This is a genomic window from Bradyrhizobium sp. HKCCYLRH2015 (assembly GCF_051168215.1).
Classification (GTDB): domain Bacteria; phylum Pseudomonadota; class Alphaproteobacteria; order Rhizobiales; family Xanthobacteraceae; genus Bradyrhizobium.
This window is the reverse complement of the sequence record NZ_JBNPUO010000008.1, coordinates 279,891-299,076: the sequence shown is the minus strand read 5'-3', so window position 1 is coordinate 299,076 and position 19,186 is coordinate 279,891. Positions and strand designations below refer to the sequence as shown.

Below are 19,186 nucleotides of genomic sequence, written 5' to 3'. Positions count from 1 at the left end.
CGCGGCGCATGCCGCAAGGCGGCTTCGAAGCTTGCTAAAGCTGCGCCGCATATTCGATCGCTTCTACCGCAACTTGAGTTCGGTTGCCTGATCTCGCAAGCCCGCTCAATCCATGCTCGCGACGGACCGCGGCTCGTTTCCAAGCCAAGCGGGACTGCCGTAGTCTCAGGAGCTCAGAGCTACGTCTGATCCGATCCGCGTAGCAAATGATGATAACCCTTCTCAGACATCCACCTCGCCCGCGCCAGATGGCTATCGAAGGCGCGGCGGGCACGCTGGGGTTCGTTGACCGGATCGATGTGCAAGACGAGGCGGGCAACCTCCTCCCAGTCCGCCCCCTCGGATGCTGCATCCAGAAGGCGGAGATAGGTCACAGCATGTTCTTCATCGTAGGCTGTCAGAACGGAATCAGTCGGCGCGAGGTCGGCGACAGTGGGATCGAGCGGCGGAATGGGCATTGGTCAGAACCTGTTCGGAGCGAACACAACCTGTCGACCTGAAAAAGCCGCACGGACCCCGTCGAGATCCGGGCCCGAGACCGCTTTCCAAACGTCTTCAGCTGTCGCTCCCGCATGAGAGAAAGATGTCCGTGTTGAAATGCCGGCAAAGCCGGAGCTGTTTGAGAAGACAATTCGACGCGTCTTTGCCGCCACCATGAAGCGCTTGCGTCTAATTCAAGGCGTTTTGCTGCAAGCGCTCGCTCACGCTTGGCTCGTAGCCTGCATTCGTGTAGCCGACGCAGGTCCAGATTTCATCCCGAGAATAGTACTCACGGCCGATGGTGCCAAAGCGCGCGGGACGCTCGCGTCGAATTCCCACACCACAGAGGACTGGCGATCGGTATCTGAGAACCGCAAACCCAAGTGCGAGTTCCGTGAGCGGCAGAATAGCCCGGATCTCTCGCCGCCGGGCAGGAATGCACACCGCCGTGCAATCCAAGCTATCGATCGAGCTCAAGACCAAGCGCTGCCATTCAGGTTCCCGAACCGCCCGGCCCAGAGATTGAGGACGGCGATGTAGTTGCACCCAAGGCGTAGCGGCTTTCCTTTCAGCCACCGGACTGGAATCAATGCGCCATGCCCATACTCACCCGTCGCCGCGATCCGCGCTCGCCAAACGAGACCTGGCGCATATGCTTCGGCGAAGCCGAGGCAGGAACGATCGCGGAGCGGCCAGAAGCTCCTCCGGTTCGCCCGTCTGGCAGGGTTCTGCGGCTTCTATCCAGGCAGTCATCCAGGCGAGCAACAACTCGGCCGCGCCGGCACCTATGAGCAGGCGCGCGACGCGTTCCAGGCCGCATGGAACGTCTTCCTATCGAATCGGTCACAGCAAGAATTTCGACGAATGGCGCCAGCATCAGGCCTTCGTCGCCTGGAAGGATCAGATGTGGGAGGCCGGATGTCCTCTGCCCACCCAGACCAAGTCAGGCCGCTCGCGCTGCTTCTGCGGCGCGATGATTGACCTGAAGACAAGTCCCGAGCACATCTCCACTCGTCAGATGCCAGCCGCGAGACCGCCTATTCCGGGATCATCATGATGATGAGCGATCTCTTGTCTGATTGCGAAATTCGGTGCAACCCTATCAGGATCCATTTTCGACCGATGAGTCTATATGCATACGTTGATCGAGCACTACCGATGCCGGTTGATTGGCTTGGATCTGGCCCACGTGTGGCGCGGCTACGGCTCGGCGATCTTTCTCGAGTTCGGCGAACTCCGGGAGCGGACACATAGAAACGGCGAACCACGTAGCCCAGGCGGGGCGAGTTTGGCGTCATGATCCAGTGGAGTTGGAGGATTGAACGGGGCAACTCTATCCTGTGCGGAAGTTCGAATGACGACTCCCTTTGGGAACCGATCTTCTTCGGCCTCAAGAATGCCAAGGCAATCGAACTTCAGCTGTTTGGACAGCTTGCCGAGATAGCGATCGGTCTTTCAAATGGGCATAGAATCGTTTCCTTCATGACCGCCGACGGAGATCCGCAATGGACGCTATTTGATCGGAGCTCTAAACCAGATCGCCGGCTCTGTGTCCGCGATGGGAAGGTACTGGAAGAAAGATCGACCTGACGCCCGCAAGGCCCGCTCTTGTCTACGAGGTCGGCTTGCTTGCCGTTCCCTGGCGATGGTTCGATGTCGAGCAGGCATTTACATGCTTGTCGATCAGAATGGTGAGCGTCAACGTCGCACTACTCAGGCAGCCCTACGGCCCGCAATGCAGCGCCAAGAACGTCCGCCAGCTCTGGTGCACAGTTCACGCCGGAAAACTGGCGGCTGTAGCGAAAGGTCGGATGAAGTTCGAGCACTCGCGCAGCAGCGACCCTCGCCTGCTCTAGTTGACCGAGTCTGACGAGCGCAGCAGCCAACTGCACATAGGTGATGCTGTGTGCTGGATTGGCCTGAACGGATTTGTAGGCAGCGCGACAAGCCTCCTGGTGGTGGCCCCGCAATAGATAACTCATCGCCTGCGCATCGAAGGCGGCGAAAGCCCATGGATCGAACGGACTAAGCCGCATGCCCTGCTCGCTCCACTCGATGGCCCGCTCTGCCTCTCCGCTCCATCCGAGAATCACGCTACCGAGAATGTAGGTCAGCGCCGATGACGGACTGATGGCAAGCGCGGCTTCGAAGGCGGCGAAAGCAGCGCCTCGATCATGCCCATCCATGCCGATCGAAAATCCTGCAAGCGTCAGCGCTGTCGCATCATCCTGACCGTGGAGGATCGCGGAACGAGCATGGCGTATTGAGGCGGCACGATTTGTTTCTTGCAGGCCGGCACGTAGGAAGAGGCAATGGTGGCACATTGCCGCGTTACCGTATGCCAGTGCGTACGCAGGATCGAGTTCGATTGCACGTTCGAGCGGCACGAGCGCACGCGTCACCCGCTCGGGCATCCCGGAATCGACGTCCAACTGGGCCCGCAATACGAGGTCATAGGCATCGAGGTTCTCGGGACGCTTGCGCTTCACTCGATCAATTTCGGCACGCCGCACACTCGGTGCGATCGCCCCAACAACCGACAGCGCGATCTCGTCTTGCAGCGCGAAAATATCGATGAAGCGGCGGTCGTAGCGCTCGGACCACAGATGCGCGCCGGTCGATGCGTCGATCATCTGAGCGGTCACGCGCAAGCTGCCGCCGGCCCTCCGCACGCTGCCTTCGAGCACATAGCGCACGCCGAGCTCGCGCCCAACCCGCTCGATGTCGACTGCTTGCCCCCGATAGGTGAAGCTTGAATTACGAGCGACCACGAACAGCGATTTGATGCGCGACAAACCGCTGATGATGTCGTCGACCATGCCATCTGCGAAATATCCCTGTTCGGGGTCGCCGCTCAGGTTCGAAAATGGAAGCACGGCCACGGATGCCTTCTCGGGCGGCACGAGCGCCGGACCTATCTGCCCACCGCGCGGGTCGCTGCGTGTGACCGCGGGACCGATATAGCGATAGCCACGGCGCGGTAGCGTTTCGATCCAGCTCTCGGCGTCCGCCGCCTCGGCCAACACCCGGCGTAGGGCCGCGATCTGAACCGTGAGGTTGTTGTCGGCAACCGCTCGTCCGCCCCAGCCGGCTTCGATCAGCGCATCCTTGGACACAGGCGCGCCCGCCAGGTCGAGCAGCAGCCGCAGCAGCGCGACGGAGCGCTGCCCGAGCATGATCGGCTCGCTTCCATACGAGAGGATGCCAGCCTCCGGATCGAGGCGGAACGGACCGAATTTGTAGACGTCGTCGCTCACTGCCATGCGAAGCTTTTAGCAAATTTTTGGCAGCTGTTTCACGACTCCGGGGCAGACCCGGCAGATTGTCGCGGCGGTTGCCGGCGCAAGGGCGCGGCCCGCGGAGGGAGCACAAATGAGCGCGAAACCAGTCATCCGCATGGTCGGCGAGACCAAGGGCGTCATGTTGCGTGGCCATCCGATGGTATTCCTCGTCACCGGCGAGGATACAAAACACACGAGCATGTTTGACTGGACAATCCCGGCGGGGTTCGCCACCGGGCTGCATGTTCACCGAGTGCAGGAGGAGACCTTCTACTTGCTTGAAGGTGAATGCGAGTGGCATGCCGGTGAAAATACCATCCGTGCAACGCCGGGAACCTATCTGTTCATCCCTCCGGGCGTACCGCACAATATCACCAATGTGAGCGACAAACCGGCCCGGGTGCTGATGACCGTCTCTCCGCCTGGTCACGAGCGCTATTTCGAAGAGCTTGCGAAGCTCACTGCTCACGGCGCCCCCGATCCGAAGGCGCTTTCCGAGCTGCGAGACCGCTACGATACCGACCAGTTATCGACGCTGACAACACGAACCTAAACCTGGTCCTGCGGCGCAATGGCCGCTTGTGCCTCGATACGGACCCGTAGGGTATGGCCAGGGCGTCCGATCCCGGATTTCAAGCGCAATTGAGTGGTGCGAGAGCAGGAAGGTCGCTCTGCCCCATCGCGGAATTGAGGACCGGAAGCTGGGTGCTATGAGCAGACCCAGCCGAATGACTACTAGCAGCTTCGCTCAGAGGTTCCGCGTTCCTAGCGAGGCTCATCGTTTTTTCTCCGCATTTGTCTCCGACGGGCTCTGAAGGATAGCGCAGCGGTTCGATCCATGTTGTCTCAGGCCTGCTCGTCTTCGGATTGATTGTCGCCCTCATCGAGCCTTTTCATGCTTTCAAGAATCTTCAGCAGATAGTGCAGAGCGTGCACCGTATCGTTGACGGAAAAATCCGCCAGCACGTGATCGTAATAGGTATGAATCTTCGGCAGCGCGAGCGTCTGCCAGACATGGCGCCCGGTCTCCGTCATCGTGACGAGCCTTGATCTACGGTCGCGCTCGTCCTGAGCGATTGTCACGTGTCCGTCGCGCTCCATACGGCCGACGAGTCCCGCGAGGTTCTGTCGGCTGACCATGAGGTACTCGGCAAGGTCGCCGATGCTCATCCCGCTCTGCGCCTTGGGGCGGGACAGCGCGCCCAGCACGGCCCATTGCTGGGTCGTCAGCCCCTCCTCCTGCACGGCCCTCGACCCCGTTTTATGCAACATATTAGCACATTGATAGAGCCTAAAAAACAATCGGTTAGCCAGCTGAATCTTGGTGTCTTGAGATTTTTCGCCTGAAAGCACAGGGTTTTCCATCATTGCTCCACTTGCATCCTCGGTCATCGCATGCTATTTAAGACAATATGTTGCATAAATAGTCACTGCTCAAGCGAAGATCGCTCAAAAAGGCGACTCCGGCAATTTCGACAGGGAGGATGCGAGGATGGCACGTTTCGACGGCAGGACGGTCATCGTGACCGGCGGCGGCGGTGGAATCGGGGGCGCGACATGCCGCCGGTTTGCGGCCGAAGGCGCAAGGGTCGCCGTGTTCGATCTCAACCCGGAAGCCGCCGAAACGGTCGCGGCCGGCATTCGCGGCGCTGGACAGACCGCCGAGGCCTTTCGCTGCGACATCACCGACCGCGCGAGCGTCGATGCCGCGCTCGCTGCCGCCGAGGCAAAGCTCGGCCCGATCGATGTCCTCGTCAACAATGCAGGCTGGGATATCTTCAAGCCGTTCACCAAGACCGAGCCGAAGGACTGGGAGCGCCTGATCGCGATCAATCTGACCGGCGCTCTGCACATGCACCATGCCGTCCTGCCCGGCATGGCGGCCCGCCGGTCCGGCCGGATCGTGAATATTGCATCGGACGCTGCGCGCGTCGGCTCGTCGGGCGAGGCGGTCTATGCCGCGTGCAAGGGCGGGCTCGTCGCGTTTTCCAAGACGATCGCGCGCGAGCACTCCCGCCACAACATCACGGTGAACGTGGTGTGCCCGGGACCGACGGATACGGCTCTGTTCGCCGACTACAAGCGGGGCGCAGGCAATCCGGAGAAGCTGGTCGAGGCCTTCACGCGCTCGATCCCGCTCGGCCGCATTGGCCAGCCGGATGATCTTCCCGGCGCCATTCTTTTCTTCGCCAGCGATGACGCTGCATTCGTGACCGGACAGGTGCTCAGCGTGTCCGGCGGACTGACAATGAACGGCTGAACAGGAAAAGACGGGAGGAATACCATGCAGTTTCAGGATCTGATCTATGAGGTCCGCAACGGCGTCGCCTGGATCATCATCAACCGTCCGGACAAGATGAACGCCTTTCGCGGCACGACCTGCGACGAGCTGATCAAGGCTCTCTACAAGGCAGGGTACGACAAGGATGTCGGCTGCATCGTGCTCGCCGGCGCCGGCGACCGCGCCTTCTGCACCGGCGGAGACCAATCGGCGCACGACGGCAACTACGACGGGCGCGGCACGATCGGCCTGCCGATGGAGGAGTTGCATACGGCCATTCGTGACGTTCCCAAGCCTGTCATCGCCCGCGTGCAGGGTTTTGCGATCGGTGGCGGCAATGTGCTGGCGACGATCTGCGACATGACCATCTGCTCGGAGAAGGCCATCTTCGGCCAGGTCGGTCCCAAGATGGGCTCTGTGGATCCTGGTTACGGCACCGCCTTCCTCGCCCGCGTCGTCGGCGAGAAGAAGGCGCGAGAGATCTGGTACATGTGCCGGCGCTATTCCGGCAAGGAAGCCGAGGCGATGGGCCTTGCAAACCTCTGCGTGCCGCACGACGAGTTGGACCGGACGGTGCAGGCCTGGGGCGAGGAGCTCTGTGAACGCAGCCCGACCGCTATCGCCATCGCCAAGCGCTCCTTCAACATGGACACCGCCCACCAGGCCGGCATCGCCGGCATGGGGATGTATGCCCTGAAGCTCTATTACGACACCGAAGAATCCCGCGAAGGCGTGAAGGCGCTCACCGAGAAGCGGAAGCCGGAATTCCGGAAGTTCGTGAAGTAGCAGCACAGGCGGCATCGCTGCTGGCGATGCCGTGCCGTCTGCCCTTCGGAGACGTCTCCGAGGGGCAGCCATGCGAACGTGACCAGATCCGGGAGGACGTGCCGATGAATCCGTATCTCGACGAAGACCTCGTTGCGCTTGGCGACCAGGCGCGCCGCTTCGCGACAGACAGGCTGGTTCCGGGATTTCAGGAGCGCGACCGCACCCGCGTTCTCGATCGCGGCCTGATGAAGGAGATGGGCACGATGGGTTTCATCGCCCCCGAACTACCCGAGCAATATGGCGGCCTCGGCATGGCGACCCTCGCGGCCGGCGTCATCCACGAGGAGATTGCCCGCGCCGACCTCTCGATGTCCTACATCAATCTGTTGGCCTCGCTGAACGGACAGATCCTGTCACAGCACGGCAAGCCAGAGATCGTGACACCCTGGCTCACGCGCCTCATGGCCGGCGAGGCCCTGTTCGCGATTGCGCTCACCGAGCCGCGCGGCGGATCCGACGCGGCCAATCTGCGGCTGCGGATCGAGCGCGATGGTGACGACTACATCGTCAATGGCGAGAAGACCTCGATCTCGGCTGCGGACCAGGCCGATGCGGCCGTCGTATTCGGACGGACCGGCACGGTCGAAGCCGGCGCACATGGCATCACCGCGTTGCTGATCCCGCTCGACCTGCCCGGAATCACGCGCTCGCGGTTCGACTGTCATGGCCAGCGCGCCATCGGACGCGGGTCGCTGTTCTTCGAGAACGTGCGTGTACCCGGCGCGCATCGCCTCGGCGACGAGAACAAAGGCTTCGTGCAGGTCATGCAGGGGTTCGACTTCTCGCGCGCGCTGATCGGACTGCAGGTGCTGGCGGTGGCGCGCGCGGCGCTCGACGAAACCTGGCAGTATGTCGCGCAGCGGCAGGCGTTCGGCAAGACCTTGTCGGCCTTCCAAGGCGTCTCGCATCCCCTCGCCGATTTCGATACGCAGGTCGAGGCTGCACGACTGCTCTGCCTGCAAGCGTTGTGGCTGAAGGACAAGGGCCTCCCCCACAGCGCCGAGGCGGCGATGTGCAAATGGTGGGCGCCGAAACTCGCCTACGACGTGATCCATCAATGCCTGCTGATGCACGGCCATGGCGGCTACGACCGTGGCGTGATGGAGCAGCGGTTGCGCGACGTCCTCGGCTTCCAGATCGGTGACGGCACGGCGCAGATCATGAAAACGATCATCGCACGCGCGCGCGCGGGACGCTCGGCCGTGCCTGCCTGACATCAAACAACGAACGAACGGGAGGGGAAGCCATGGAATTCGATGCCGTCTTGCTCGGGCCGCGCCGCGCGGCCAGCATTGCCAATGGCCACTGGCACGACCGAACCATCAACGACGATCTTGACGCCTGTCTGGCGACGTGCCCGGACAAGATCGCTTTGACCGCAGTCCGCCTCGACACCGACACCGACACCGTGCGTCGCTTCACCTATCGCGAGATGGCAGCGCTGGCGGACCGGATGGCGATCGGGTTGTCGCGCCTCGGCGTCGGCCGCAACGACGTCGTTGCCATGCAGCTTCCCAACTGGTGGCAGTTCACGCTGCTCTACCTTGCCTGCAGCCGGATCGGCGCCGTCATCAACCCGCTGATGCCGATCTTCCGGGAGCGCGAGCTCTCCTTCATGCTTCGGCACGGCGAAGCCAAGGTGATGATCGTCCCTAAGGCGTTCCGCAACTTCGACCATGAGGCGATGCTGAGGGGCCTCATGCCCGAGCTTCCGTCGCTTACGCGCCTCGTCGTCATCGGCGGCGGCGGTGCCGACGATTTCGACGCGCTGCTGACGTTGCCGGAATGGGAGACGGCGACGGATGCGAAGGCCATCCTCGGCTCGGCCCGCCCCGGCCCGGACGACATCACGCAGCTCATCTATACGTCGGGAACGACGGGCGAGCCGAAAGGCGTGATGCACAGCGCGAACACGCTGATGGCCAACATCATTCCCTATGCCCAGCGCCTGAAGCTCGGCGCCGACGACGTGGTCCTGATGGCCTCCCCGATGGCCCATCAGACCGGCTTCATGTACGGCCTGATGATGCCGATCATGCTGAAGGCCAGCGCCGTCCTGCAGGATGTCTGGGAGCCGAACCGGGCGGTGGACCTGATCCGCGCCGAGAAGGCGACCTTCACGATGGCATCCACGCCGTTCCTGACGGATCTGACCCGCACCGTGACCGAGACCGGCAAGCCGGTGCCCTCTCTCAGGAGCTTCCTGTGCGCGGGGGCGCCGATCCCAGGTCCGCTGGCCGAGCAGGCCCAGGCGGGCCTCGGCGCCAAGATCGTCTCGGCCTGGGGCATGACGGAGAATGGCGCGGTCACGCTGATCAACCTGGATGACGACGACAAGCTCGCCTCGACCACCGATGGCTGCCCTCTCCCCGGCGTCGAGCTGAAGGTGGTGGATGCCGACGGCAAGCCGCTGCCGCCGCGACAGTCCGGCAAGCTCCTCGTGCGCGCCTGCTCGAACTTCGGCGGCTACCTCAAGCGGCCGCAGTGGAACGGCACCGACGCCGAAGGCTGGTTCGATACCGGAGACCTGGCCTACATCACGCCCGCCGGCTACATCCGGATCAGCGGACGCTCGAAGGACGTCATCATTCGTGGCGGAGAAAACATTCCCGTCGTCGAGCTCGAGGCGCTGCTCTACAAACATCCCGCAGTCGCACAGGTCGCGATCGTAGCCTATCCCGACGAGCGCCTCGGCGAGCGGGCATGCGCCGTCATCGTACCCAAGGCCGGACAGACCATCGAGTTCCCCGGGATGGTCGAATTTCTCAAATCGCACAAGCTCGCGATCCAGTACATTCCAGAGAAGCTCATCGTGCGCGACGCGATGCCGTCGACGCCGTCGGGCAAGATCCAGAAATTCAGGCTGCGCGACATGCTGAAGGCCGGCGAGCTCTAGGCTCGCTCACGCGCCCCGCGCGTCCCGGCTGCACTTCTCGAATCTGTCAATCGAAACGCGCCGGCGGCGCGATGGAGAACGCGCGTGCAAGACGAAGTCATACTAATCGAACGCAACGGACGTGTCGGACTCGTCACGCTCAACCGTCCGAAGGTGATGAATGCGCTGAACGACGAGCTGATGGACAGGCTCGGCGCAGCGTTGCTGGATCTCGACGCCGATAACGCGATAGGCGCCATCGTGATCGCGGGGTCGGCAACGGCATTCGCAGCTGGCGCCGACATCGCAGCAATGGCGGACTGGGGCTACAGCGACGTCTACAATTCCAACTTCATCACGCGCAACTGGGAAACCATTCGCCGGGTGCGCAAGCCCGTCATTGCCGCCGTCGCCGGGCTGGCGCTCGGCGGCGGATGTGAGCTCGCGCTGGCCTGCGACATCATCGTCGCGGGCCGCAGCGCCAAATTCGGGCTGCCGGAGATCAAGCTCGGTCTCCTGCCCGGCGCGGGCGGCACGCAACGGCTTCCTCGCGCCATCGGCAAGGCGAAGGCCATGGACATGTGCCTGTCGGCCCGCACCCTCGACGCCGACGAAGCCGATCGCTACGGCCTGGTCGCCCGCGTCGTCGACGACGAACGGCTTCGCGAGGAGACCATGCGGCTCGCGTCGACCATCGCCTCGTTCTCCGCGCCAGCGCTGATGGCGCTCAAGGAATGCGTGAACCGCGCCTTCGAGCAGCCGCTGAGCGAAGGGACGCTCTTCGAACGTCGCGAACTCCACGCCCGCTTTGCAACTGCGGATGCGCGCGAAGGCATGAAGGCTTTCCTGGACAAGCGCAAGCCCGTCTTCGTCCACCGCTAGCTTTGGGCCATGTGATCCCTTCCATTCCATTCGACAGGAGCGCTCGATGTCCATGACGGCCCGCCAGATCTTCCAGTTTGACGATCCTCTTTCCCTCGACGGGCAGATCACCGATGAGGAGCGCGCCGTCCGCGACACCGCGCATGCCTATTGCCAGGAGCAGCTGCTGCCGCAGGTGCTGGACGCCTTCCGCCATGAGACGACCGACCCCCGTCTTTTCAGAAGCATGGGCGAGCTCGGGCTGCTCGGACCGACGACCCCATCGCAGTATGGCGGCGCGGGCCTGAACTACGTCTGCTACGGGCTGATTGCGCGCGAGGTCGAGCGGGTCGATTCAGGCTATCGATCGATGATGAGCGTTCAATCCTCGCTGGTCATGGTTCCGATCTGCGAGTTCGGCACCGAGGCGACCCGGCAAAAATATCTTCCCAAGCTCGCGTCCGGTGAATGGATCGGCTGCTTCGGCCTGACCGAGCCGAACCACGGCTCTGATCCGGGCGGCATGATCACGCGGGCGCGCAAGGTGGCCGGTGGCTACAGCCTGTCCGGCGCGAAGATGTGGATCACCAACAGTCCGATCGCCGACGTGTTCGTGGTCTGGGCAAAGGACGATGACGGCGCCATTCGCGGCTTCGTTCTGGAGAAGGGCTGGAAGGGCCTCAGCGCGCCGGCCATTCACGGCAAGGTCGGGCTGCGCACCTCGATTACCGGCGAGATCGTGCTCGATGACGTCTTCTGTCCCGAGGAGAACGCCTTTCCCGAGGTGCGCGGTCTCAAGGGACCGTTCACCTGTCTCAACAGCGCGCGCTACGGCATCGCCTGGGGAGCGCTCGGCGCTGCCGAGGACTGCTATCTGCGCGCCCGGCAATATGTGATGGACCGCAAGCAATTCGGCCGCGCGATCGCGGCGAACCAGCTGGTCCAGAAGAAGCTCACGGACATGCTGACGGAGATCACCATCGGGCTCCAGGGCTGCCTGCGACTCGGCCGTCTCAAGGACGAGGGGGCCGCCCCCGTAGAGATCACGTCGATCATGAAGCGCAATTCCTGCGGCAAGGCGCTCGAGATCGCCAGGACCGCACGCGACATGATGGGGGGCAACGGCATCAGCGACGAGTTCGGTGTCGCCCGCCATCTCGTCAATCTCGAGGTCGTCAATACCTACGAGGGAACGCACGACATTCACGCGCTTATCGTCGGGCGCGCGATCACGGGCATCGCTGCATTCAACTGAACGCCTCCGAGGCGCTGGCCCCAGTCAGATCAACCAACAACCAAATTGCAGGAGGAAACCTATGAACACTGTTCTAAAGGCAAGTGCCGTACTGCTCGCTCTCGTGCTCGGCGCTTCGGGCGCAGTCGCCCAGACACCGGTCAAGATCGGCGTGCTCAGCGATATGTCGGGGCCCTATTCCGATTTCAGCGGCCCAGGGTCTCTGGAGGCAGCCAAGCTGGCGATCGAGGACTTCAACGCGGGCTCGAAGAAACTGTCCGTCGAGCTCGTCTCGGGCGATGCGCAGAACAAGACCGACATCGCCGGCGCGATCGCTCGCCGCTGGATCGATGCCGAAAGCGTCGACATGATCATCGACATCCCGACCTCCGGCATCGCCCTCGGGCTTGCGGGCCTCGTGAAGGACAGAAACAAGGTCCTGATCGCAACCACGGCGGGCACCTCCGAGCTGACCGGAAAATCCTGCACGCCGAACACGCTGCACTGGACGTGGGATACATGGTCCAATTCCCACGGCACGGCCGAGGCCATCGTCAGGAACGGCGGCAAGAGGTGGTACTTTCTCACGGCCGATTACACCTTCGGCACGACCATGGAGAAGGAAGCTGGAGACGTCGTCAAAGCCAATGGCGGCGCGGTTCTTGGCTCCGTCCGGCACCCGCTCGACGCGATGGATTTCTCGTCCTTCCTGATGCAGGCCCAGGCTTCGAAAGCGGAGATCATCGGCCTCGCCAATGGCGGCACCGATACGATCAACGCGATCAAGACGGCCGGCGAGTTCGGCATCGTCGCCGGCGGGCAGAAGCTGGTCGGCCTGGTGCTCTTCATCAACGACATCCATGCGCTCGGCCTGAAGGCGGCCAACGGGCTCATGCTGACCACAGCCTATTACTGGGATCTGAACGACAAGACACGGACCTTCGCTGAGCGGTTCGCCAAGCGCAACAACGGCAAGGTGCCCTCGATGAGTCAGGCCGGCACCTATTCGGCCACGCTGGCCTATCTGCGGGCCGTCGAGACGGTCGGCCATTCCAAGGACGGCGCAGCCGTCGTTGCGGCGATGCGCGACGCCGGCACCTTTGACGATCCACTGTTTGGCAGGACCGCCGTGCGCGCCGACGGCCGGGTCGTTCACGACATGTATCTGGTCGAGGTGAAGAAGCCAGAGGAATCGAAAAAGCCGTTCGACTACTACAAGGTGATTGCCACGATCCCGGCCGATCGCGCATTTCGCCCTCTGGCCGACGGCAACTGCCCGTTGGCGCAATAACGTCTCGGTTGCTTCCCGACGTCAGACCAGCGAGGAGCAATCCGCGCAGCCGGAACGGCCAGCCGACTGCGATGCGCCCCGCCCAGCAGATCCGGACGGGGCGCGATCGGTTCACTCGGCGGTCTTGCGCGGCCGCGACCACAGGAGCGTGTAACCCTCGCCGCCCTCGTCGTCGAACAGGTTGGCGTAGATCGGGGCGTTGAAGGAGGGGTCGTCGAGCTTGAGCGAGAGATAGTCGCGTCCCTCCTCGGAGCGACGTGCCCAGGCGGCGCCGATCTCGACACGCCCGGCGTAGACGCGGTGGCTGGGCGCATTCTCGCTGGAGCGGTTGGCCTCGGGGACGATGCGCACGCCCTTGGCCTTGAGGCTCAGGGTGATGATCTCTCCCTGGAAATCGTCGCCGACCTTCTTGAAGGAACCGATGGAAGCCATTTTGTCTCTCCTTGGCTGTTTCGGGCCACGACCACCGCGGCCTCGATGGCGCATCTCGGACGAAAGGCGAGCGACGGCGCACCCGAAGGGCTGAAGCGGCAGCGGAGGACGGCGCCGGCCAACTTTCTTGTCCCGCGAGGAATGGGCTTCAGCCCAGGGGAAGAAAGTTGGCCGGCGGCGTTGCGCTAAGGCGATCGAGGCGCAGCCGGCCTTCGGCCAGATCAAGCCATCACGAGGCAAGGTACGTCGCAGTCTGATCAGCTCACGGGAGAGACATGGTACATTGAGGCTGCACAAGAGATCGGGATGATCAGGCGTAAGATCAGAAGCCACGGAGAAGAAAAGCGAGTGCTGATGTGTGCTCCTGGCTGCCAGACGTCCGTCACGCCCGGCGAAAGGCCGGGGACAGTCGAGATCCGAAAGGGGGTCCAGCCGTTTCAAGCAGGGTCGCGACTAGCTCTCCGATGGAGCTCGACGCCCCGTCGTTCAGCGCTAGCGATCCGATTAAGCTGCTTGAGAACGAGGCAAGAGGCCGTGACGAAAAGCAATTGTTGCGGGATTGCAGGGATCGTCGCCCAATCAGCGCGTCAGACGACCAAGGCGCTCCCACGCCACCACGTGCAACACGATTCGAGCAGACATGCATCTCGACGACGAGTGCAGAGAATCGCTTGGGATATCGGCGCGGGCCGCTTCAGCAAGAAGAGATTCAGAGTTAACGCGCTCACGCGCCGCCTTGGCCAGGAGTCCACACCGGAATGCCAAGCCTGCTCGCCTTGTCGGCGAGGTTGCCCTGGATCCCCGAGCCGAGAGAAAAGGGATCTGATCGATTGGAGGCCGCGCGCATCAGTGGATGGCGGCATACATGATCTTCTCTTCGGTCGCTTCGATCGCCGAGAATTCTTCGACGACCTTGCCTTGCCTTGATACCAGGATCCGATCGGATAGCGCGATGATCTCCGGCAAATAGGAGGATATCACGACCACGGCTCTGCCTTCATCGGCGAGCCTGTTGATCAACTCGTGAATTTCGACGATGGCCCCGACGTCGACCCCGCGCGTCGGTTCGTCAAAGATGATCAGCTCCGGTTCCTGAATCAATGATTTCGCGATGACAACCTTCTGCTGATTGCCGCCGGAAAGCTCGACAACCTTGACTTCGTCGCCGATGGCGCGAACCTTGAGACGTTCGATCCAGGTCTTACCGACCTCATGTCTTTCACGACGTGACAACCAGGCTCGCCCTACCGGAAACTTGGCAAGCAGACCCAGATAGATGTTGCGCGCGATCGAGGCCGTCTCGAAAAAGCCCTCCACCTTGCGGTCTTCGGTGACATAGGCGATTCCGGCCTTCACGGCCGGCGCGGGCACGCGGTATCGCACCGACTTGTCGTTGAGCAGAATTTCTCCACCGTGAAAGAAATCACGCTTCAGAATACCCGAGACGATCTTAAAGGTCTCGGTTCGGCCCGAGCCGACCAGTCCGAACACGCCCGTGATCTGGCCCGCGAACACCGACAATGAGTTGTTCCTGACCATCGGCGCCATTTTGAGATTCTGTATTGTCAACACGCGCCTGCCGGCCGGGCGCACTTTGTCCTTCCGCACACCGTAGAGCGTATTCGAGAGATTTCGGCCGACCATGGCCTGAACGATGCGCGCTCGATCGAATCCCGAGGCGTCGTCGGTGACGACGTGCTTGCCGTCCCGCAGGACAGTAATGCGATCGGCCAGCAGCAAGGCTTCTTCGAGCGCGTGCGAGATGAAGACGATCGAAACACCGCGCCTCTTCAAATCCCGCACCAAATCGAAGAAATACTTCTTCTCCTCTGGCGTAAGCGTCGCCGTGGGTTCGTCAAAGATGATGACTTTCGCCTTGTGCAGCACGGCGCGGGCGATTTCGACCATCTGCTTCTTGGCCGCGCCCAGGCCGCCGACGGTCGCCGTCGGCGCGACGTCGAAATTGAGAGATTGGAGGAACTGCTGAGCCGCGATGTAGATGCCACGCAGCCGATTATAAAATCTCTCCTGACCGAGAAACAGGTTTTGCGCCACGGTCATCGTCGGCACCAGACTGTTTTCCTGAAACACCATTGCGATGCCAAGATGCCGCGCCTCCAGCGGCGTTCTGGGAGACACCGCGACGCCATCGACCGTCATTGCACCTGACGTCAAGGCCACGACGCCGGCCATGACCTTGGTCAAGGTCGACTTGCCTGCGCCGTTCTCGCCGACCAGCGCGTGGATCTCGCCCCGCCGCAGCTCGAAATCGACGCCCTCGATCGCTGGCACGCCGGCATACAGCTTGGTTGCCTTCGACAGGGACAGGATGACCTCGCTCATGGAAGGACCTCCCGGCCAAGGGTTGCAAGAGGCAGCCTGAGCACCCTGCCCGGCCCCTTTGCGATCATGACGAGGTCGGCGCCGAATTCGACGGCAGCGACGATGCCGTGATTGACGCCATCAGCGCGGCTATGAAGCGAATAAACCGGCAGTCCGTCGGCACCGAGCCGGATGACGAGTCCGTACGACCGTGGGGGAGCCCACGGCTTCATGACACCCATGGTCTTGATGTGCGCTCCCTGCAGCGGTTCCTTGAAGGACTGGCCGGACCTGAGCCGTGGTGCCACCCAATAGTCAGGCTCGATCTCAGCAATCATGCGGCGCCGGTAGGCCGGTTCGCGCAGCACGAACTCGACCAATTGCGTGCGGGCGATAAACGCCGTCAGCCAGAAGCCGCCGCCATGCGCCGGTGCAAGCCGGGAGGGATAGACCGGCAGGTGACCGAGCACGACCGTGCGCGTGCCGCCGGGTGCGATCGAGACCAGACGGTGCCGCCAGCTTTCACTGACCAGCACGTCGTTGCCGTTTGCGACGGCACCGAAGGCGTAGCGAAGCCCGCCCGCAAGCTGCTGCATCGCCTGCGTCCGCGGATCGAGCCTGAAGACACGGCCGGTATCACCGAGCTCCATCAGGTCGCGCGCCCAATCGCCAACCTCATACGAGGACGAACCATCGGTTGCGATCAGGGCGCCGTCGCCTGCAGGCGCAAGCGCGTTGACGGCGCGCAACTCACCGGTAAATATCGAGACCGGCGTCTTGGCGGTGATGGCATCATAGATATGAACCTCAGTGCCGCCAATGGCAACGGCTAGACCGCCGGACGGAAGCATCGCCAACGCAGAGATCGGCCGCGCAAACCTGCGGATCTCCGCAGGCGACGACCCGGTCCAACGCAGGAGTCGCGCGCCGTCGGCGATGAGAAGGGAACGGCCGTCGGACGCAATATCCTCCGGTGCTTCACATTCGAGGAGCGTTTCGGCTGCCTCGAGCACCTGATTGGCCTTCAGCGCCCCGTCGAACGACGGAACGGTGATGGTCGCATCGCCACGGCCGAGCAAGCGGTTTGCGAATTCACGGATGGCGGCGATCACGAATGCCTCCTCCAGCGCGTATCGTAGTGTACGAAGTCCGGATCGGCGTTCTCCAGCTTGAAGCGCCCGATCCTGTTGTTGGCGATGCCGCCGAGATAGAGATAACCGCGGTGTTCCCGCATCGAGGTAATCATCGGGTGATTGACGCCCTTGAGGTCCCAGAGGGATTCCAGGATCTGGCCCTGCTCGTTGAACTTGACGACGCACCCGGTGTTGATGTTCGGAAATAGCCATTCGTCGATCGGCACCCGCTTGGCCATGCGCCGCCGGAAGCCCGGCATCTGCCACGCCAAGTCGAGCGAAGGGCTGCGCATGCCGACCAGCGCCAGCCAATAGTTGCCATCCGACGCCAGATTGATGTTGTCGGGATAGCCCGGCAAGTTATCCATGACGGTCTCGACCGCGCCTTTCTTCGGACCAGCGAACCAGTATCGCTTGATCGAGCAGCCGAAGGTCTCCGCGAACAAGATCGACTGACCGTCGCTGGCAACAGCGACGCCGTTCGGAAACTTAAGTCCGCGCAGCACGGTGTGGGTCATTCCACTCTTCGTGTCGTAGCAGATGATGCGACCGTTGCCGCGGGCCTCCAGCCCGTCGACCGGCCACTCATCCATCTCGTAGCGAACGGTCGCCTCGGAGAAGAAGATCAGTCCGTCATCGGTGATGTCGAGATCGTCGGCGAGCCGCAGACGGCTGTCGTCATTCACCGAATACAGGCTGCGGTTGGTCTCGTCGGTGGCCTTCTCCACGGTTCCGTCGGGCGTGATGCGGTAGAGACCCATACCGCCGATGCAGACATACAGATTGTCCTGGCGGTCGAACGCCATTCCGAGCGGCTGGCCGCCGATATGGGCGAACACCTCCATCCGCTCGTAGTCCGGCGGAAAGAACCGGATGATGTCACCGTGACGGGAGCCGGCATAGAGCACGTCGTTGCGGTCGAGAATGACATCCTCCGGCGCCTCGATCCGTCCGAGCCCGATGAGAGACACATCGCGAAGCTTGTCGTTCTGCTCGAACGGGCCGCCCTCGCCGATCTCGGTCGGGGGTGGCGGCGGCAGCGCATGATAGGTCGGGGCGACGTAGACCTTGCTGATTATCCGGTTGCGGTTCTTCTGCCAGCGTATATCGACCATGGCGGCCGCCAGGAGGATCGTCGCGAGCGCCATGCGGTTGACGCCGCCACGCGCGTTCATTGCCGTCAAGCCGTTGGTCATCAGGAGGACGATGAGCACACCGACCAGCGACTTGACGACCGAACCCTTGCCACCGCCGAGCGTGATCCCGCCGAGGACGGTTGCAGTCAGGACGATCACCTCGAGGCCGACGCCGATGTCGCCACCCACGGTCCCGAGGCGGGCGGCAAAGAACAACGCACCGATGCTGGTCAGAACGCCGCTCGCGACGTAGCAGAGCGCGATGGTCCGCCGCACCGGAATGCCAGAATTGTAGGCCGAGCGGCGCGATCCGCCGATCGCCGTGATGTGCCAGCCGGGCCGCAGCCGCGTCAGAAAGACATGGCCGACGATGGCGACGATGATATAGAGCAGCGCGACGCTCGGGATTCCCAGAACATCCCCGCCGCCGATGAAATCCCACGAGGGGATATCTGGAAGCGATGACGCGATCGCATTCGAATAGCGTTGAATCAGCAGATCGAACGCCGAGCGATAGATGATCAGCGTGATCAGCGTGGCGATGAAGGCGCGAAGTCTCAGATATCCGATCAAGACCCCGTTCACGGCACCGAGCAGCCCGCCGACGACCATGGTCGCCAAGACCACTGCCGGAACGGGCCAATTGAGAACGTCCAGGAGATAGAGCGCGCAGAAATCCGTCAGGGCAAACATCGACCCGACCGACAGGTCGATGCCGCCGACGATGACCACAAGCCCCATTCCGAGACCGATGAAACCGATCTCTCCGGCCTGGCGCGCAGTGTCGGCGAGACTCGCGGGGGACAGAAAGTGCTCCAGGACCCGGCTCAATGCGAAGCCGACGATCAGGAGCAGAAGCACAGGAACGGCGGTTTCGGTCCACCTCTTGGACAAGATCTCGCCGAGGAGATGGTCGGGCCAGTAGCGATATCGCAGCCGAGTCAATGTCTCGCGCATCTGCCTTCCATGGGTACTGCCTATGCAATCGTCTTGATGCGCGTCCCGGCCGAGCCGGAACGCGCGCCGCGGAGC

The 19,186-nt window shown here is 62.6% G+C and carries 16 protein-coding genes; 9 read left to right on the top strand and 7 right to left on the bottom strand.

The genetic code is table 11. From position 1 onward, the window contains the following. Positions 1-179 precede the first annotated feature (179 nt). Positions 180-458 carry a DNA -binding domain-containing protein gene (locus tag ACQR1H_RS22265; RefSeq protein WP_434899784.1) on the bottom strand — a complete coding sequence of 93 codons (279 nt, stop codon included), beginning with the start codon at positions 456-458 and terminating at the stop codon, positions 180-182. 1,318 nt (positions 459-1,776) lie between these two features. Between ACQR1H_RS22265 and ACQR1H_RS22260 the strand changes: the two genes are divergently transcribed. Beyond that, entirely contained in the window at positions 1,777-2,070 is a 294-nt protein-coding gene (locus ACQR1H_RS22260) for a hypothetical protein (protein ID WP_434899783.1), read from the top strand. A 119-nt stretch (positions 2,071-2,189) separates the two neighbouring features. On the opposite strand, the gene ACQR1H_RS22255 is transcribed toward ACQR1H_RS22260, so the two are convergent. Then, positions 2,190-3,743, bottom strand: a complete 1,554-nt coding sequence (locus tag ACQR1H_RS22255; protein WP_434899782.1) for a winged helix-turn-helix domain-containing tetratricopeptide repeat protein — start codon at positions 3,741-3,743, stop codon at positions 2,190-2,192. A gap of 109 nt (positions 3,744-3,852) precedes the next feature. Here ACQR1H_RS22255 and ACQR1H_RS22250 point away from each other — a divergent pair, with 109 nt between their 5' ends. Next, positions 3,853-4,314: a cupin domain-containing protein gene (locus ACQR1H_RS22250; RefSeq protein ID WP_434899781.1), complete on the top strand. Its 462-nt coding sequence runs from the start codon at positions 3,853-3,855 to the stop codon at positions 4,312-4,314. Between the two features lie 293 nt (positions 4,315-4,607). On the opposite strand, the gene ACQR1H_RS22245 is transcribed toward ACQR1H_RS22250, so the two are convergent. Next, complete coding sequence (locus ACQR1H_RS22245; protein WP_434899865.1) at positions 4,608-5,129, bottom strand: MarR family winged helix-turn-helix transcriptional regulator; 522 nt, start codon at positions 5,127-5,129, stop codon at positions 4,608-4,610. 124 nt (positions 5,130-5,253) lie between these two features. On the opposite strand from ACQR1H_RS22245, the gene badH reads away from it, so the two are divergent. The 7 genes from badH (at position 5,254) to ACQR1H_RS22210 (ending at position 13,131) form a co-directional block, all read left to right on the top strand. Further along, positions 5,254-6,021, top strand: a complete 768-nt coding sequence (badH, locus tag ACQR1H_RS22240) for a 2-hydroxycyclohexanecarboxyl-CoA dehydrogenase (RefSeq protein ID WP_434899780.1) — start codon at positions 5,254-5,256, stop codon at positions 6,019-6,021. 24 nt (positions 6,022-6,045) lie between these two features. After that, on the top strand, positions 6,046-6,828 hold the full coding sequence (gene badI / locus ACQR1H_RS22235) for a 2-ketocyclohexanecarboxyl-CoA hydrolase (RefSeq protein WP_434867960.1): 783 nt from the start codon (positions 6,046-6,048) through the stop codon (positions 6,826-6,828). Positions 6,829-6,932: 104 nt separating this feature from the next. Next, complete coding sequence (aliB, locus tag ACQR1H_RS22230; RefSeq protein ID WP_315801464.1) at positions 6,933-8,084, top strand: cyclohexanecarboxyl-CoA dehydrogenase; 1,152 nt, start codon at positions 6,933-6,935, stop codon at positions 8,082-8,084. Positions 8,085-8,116: 32 nt separating this feature from the next. Beyond that, positions 8,117-9,766: a cyclohexanecarboxylate-CoA ligase gene (gene aliA / locus ACQR1H_RS22225; protein WP_434899778.1), complete on the top strand. Its 1,650-nt coding sequence runs from the start codon at positions 8,117-8,119 to the stop codon at positions 9,764-9,766. Between the two features lie 84 nt (positions 9,767-9,850). Further along, complete coding sequence (locus tag ACQR1H_RS22220; protein ID WP_315801466.1) at positions 9,851-10,627, top strand: enoyl-CoA hydratase; 777 nt, start codon at positions 9,851-9,853, stop codon at positions 10,625-10,627. Positions 10,628-10,679: 52 nt separating this feature from the next. Then, entirely contained in the window at positions 10,680-11,861 is a 1,182-nt protein-coding gene (locus ACQR1H_RS22215; RefSeq protein ID WP_434899864.1) for an acyl-CoA dehydrogenase, read from the top strand. A 61-nt stretch (positions 11,862-11,922) separates the two neighbouring features. After that, complete coding sequence (locus tag ACQR1H_RS22210) at positions 11,923-13,131, top strand: ABC transporter substrate-binding protein (protein ID WP_434899777.1); 1,209 nt, start codon at positions 11,923-11,925, stop codon at positions 13,129-13,131. 111 nt (positions 13,132-13,242) lie between these two features. Here ACQR1H_RS22210 and ACQR1H_RS22205 read toward each other — a convergent pair whose 3' ends face one another. The 4 genes from ACQR1H_RS22205 to ACQR1H_RS22190 all read right to left on the bottom strand — a co-directional run bounded on the left by ACQR1H_RS22205 (position 13,243) and on the right by ACQR1H_RS22190 (position 19,111). After that, positions 13,243-13,563: a DUF736 domain-containing protein gene (locus ACQR1H_RS22205; protein ID WP_006611602.1), complete on the bottom strand. Its 321-nt coding sequence runs from the start codon at positions 13,561-13,563 to the stop codon at positions 13,243-13,245. Positions 13,564-14,409: 846 nt separating this feature from the next. Then, positions 14,410-15,906: a sugar ABC transporter ATP-binding protein gene (locus ACQR1H_RS22200; protein WP_434899776.1), complete on the bottom strand. Its 1,497-nt coding sequence runs from the start codon at positions 15,904-15,906 to the stop codon at positions 14,410-14,412. Next, positions 15,903-16,997: a hypothetical protein gene (locus ACQR1H_RS22195; protein WP_434899775.1), complete on the bottom strand. Its 1,095-nt coding sequence runs from the start codon at positions 16,995-16,997 to the stop codon at positions 15,903-15,905. The genes ACQR1H_RS22200 and ACQR1H_RS22195 overlap by 4 nt, the downstream gene beginning before the upstream one ends. After that, positions 16,994-19,111, bottom strand: a complete 2,118-nt coding sequence (locus ACQR1H_RS22190) for an ABC transporter permease (protein ID WP_315801471.1) — start codon at positions 19,109-19,111, stop codon at positions 16,994-16,996. Before ACQR1H_RS22190 ends, ACQR1H_RS22195 begins: the two co-directional genes overlap by 4 nt. Positions 19,112-19,186 lie beyond the last annotated feature (75 nt).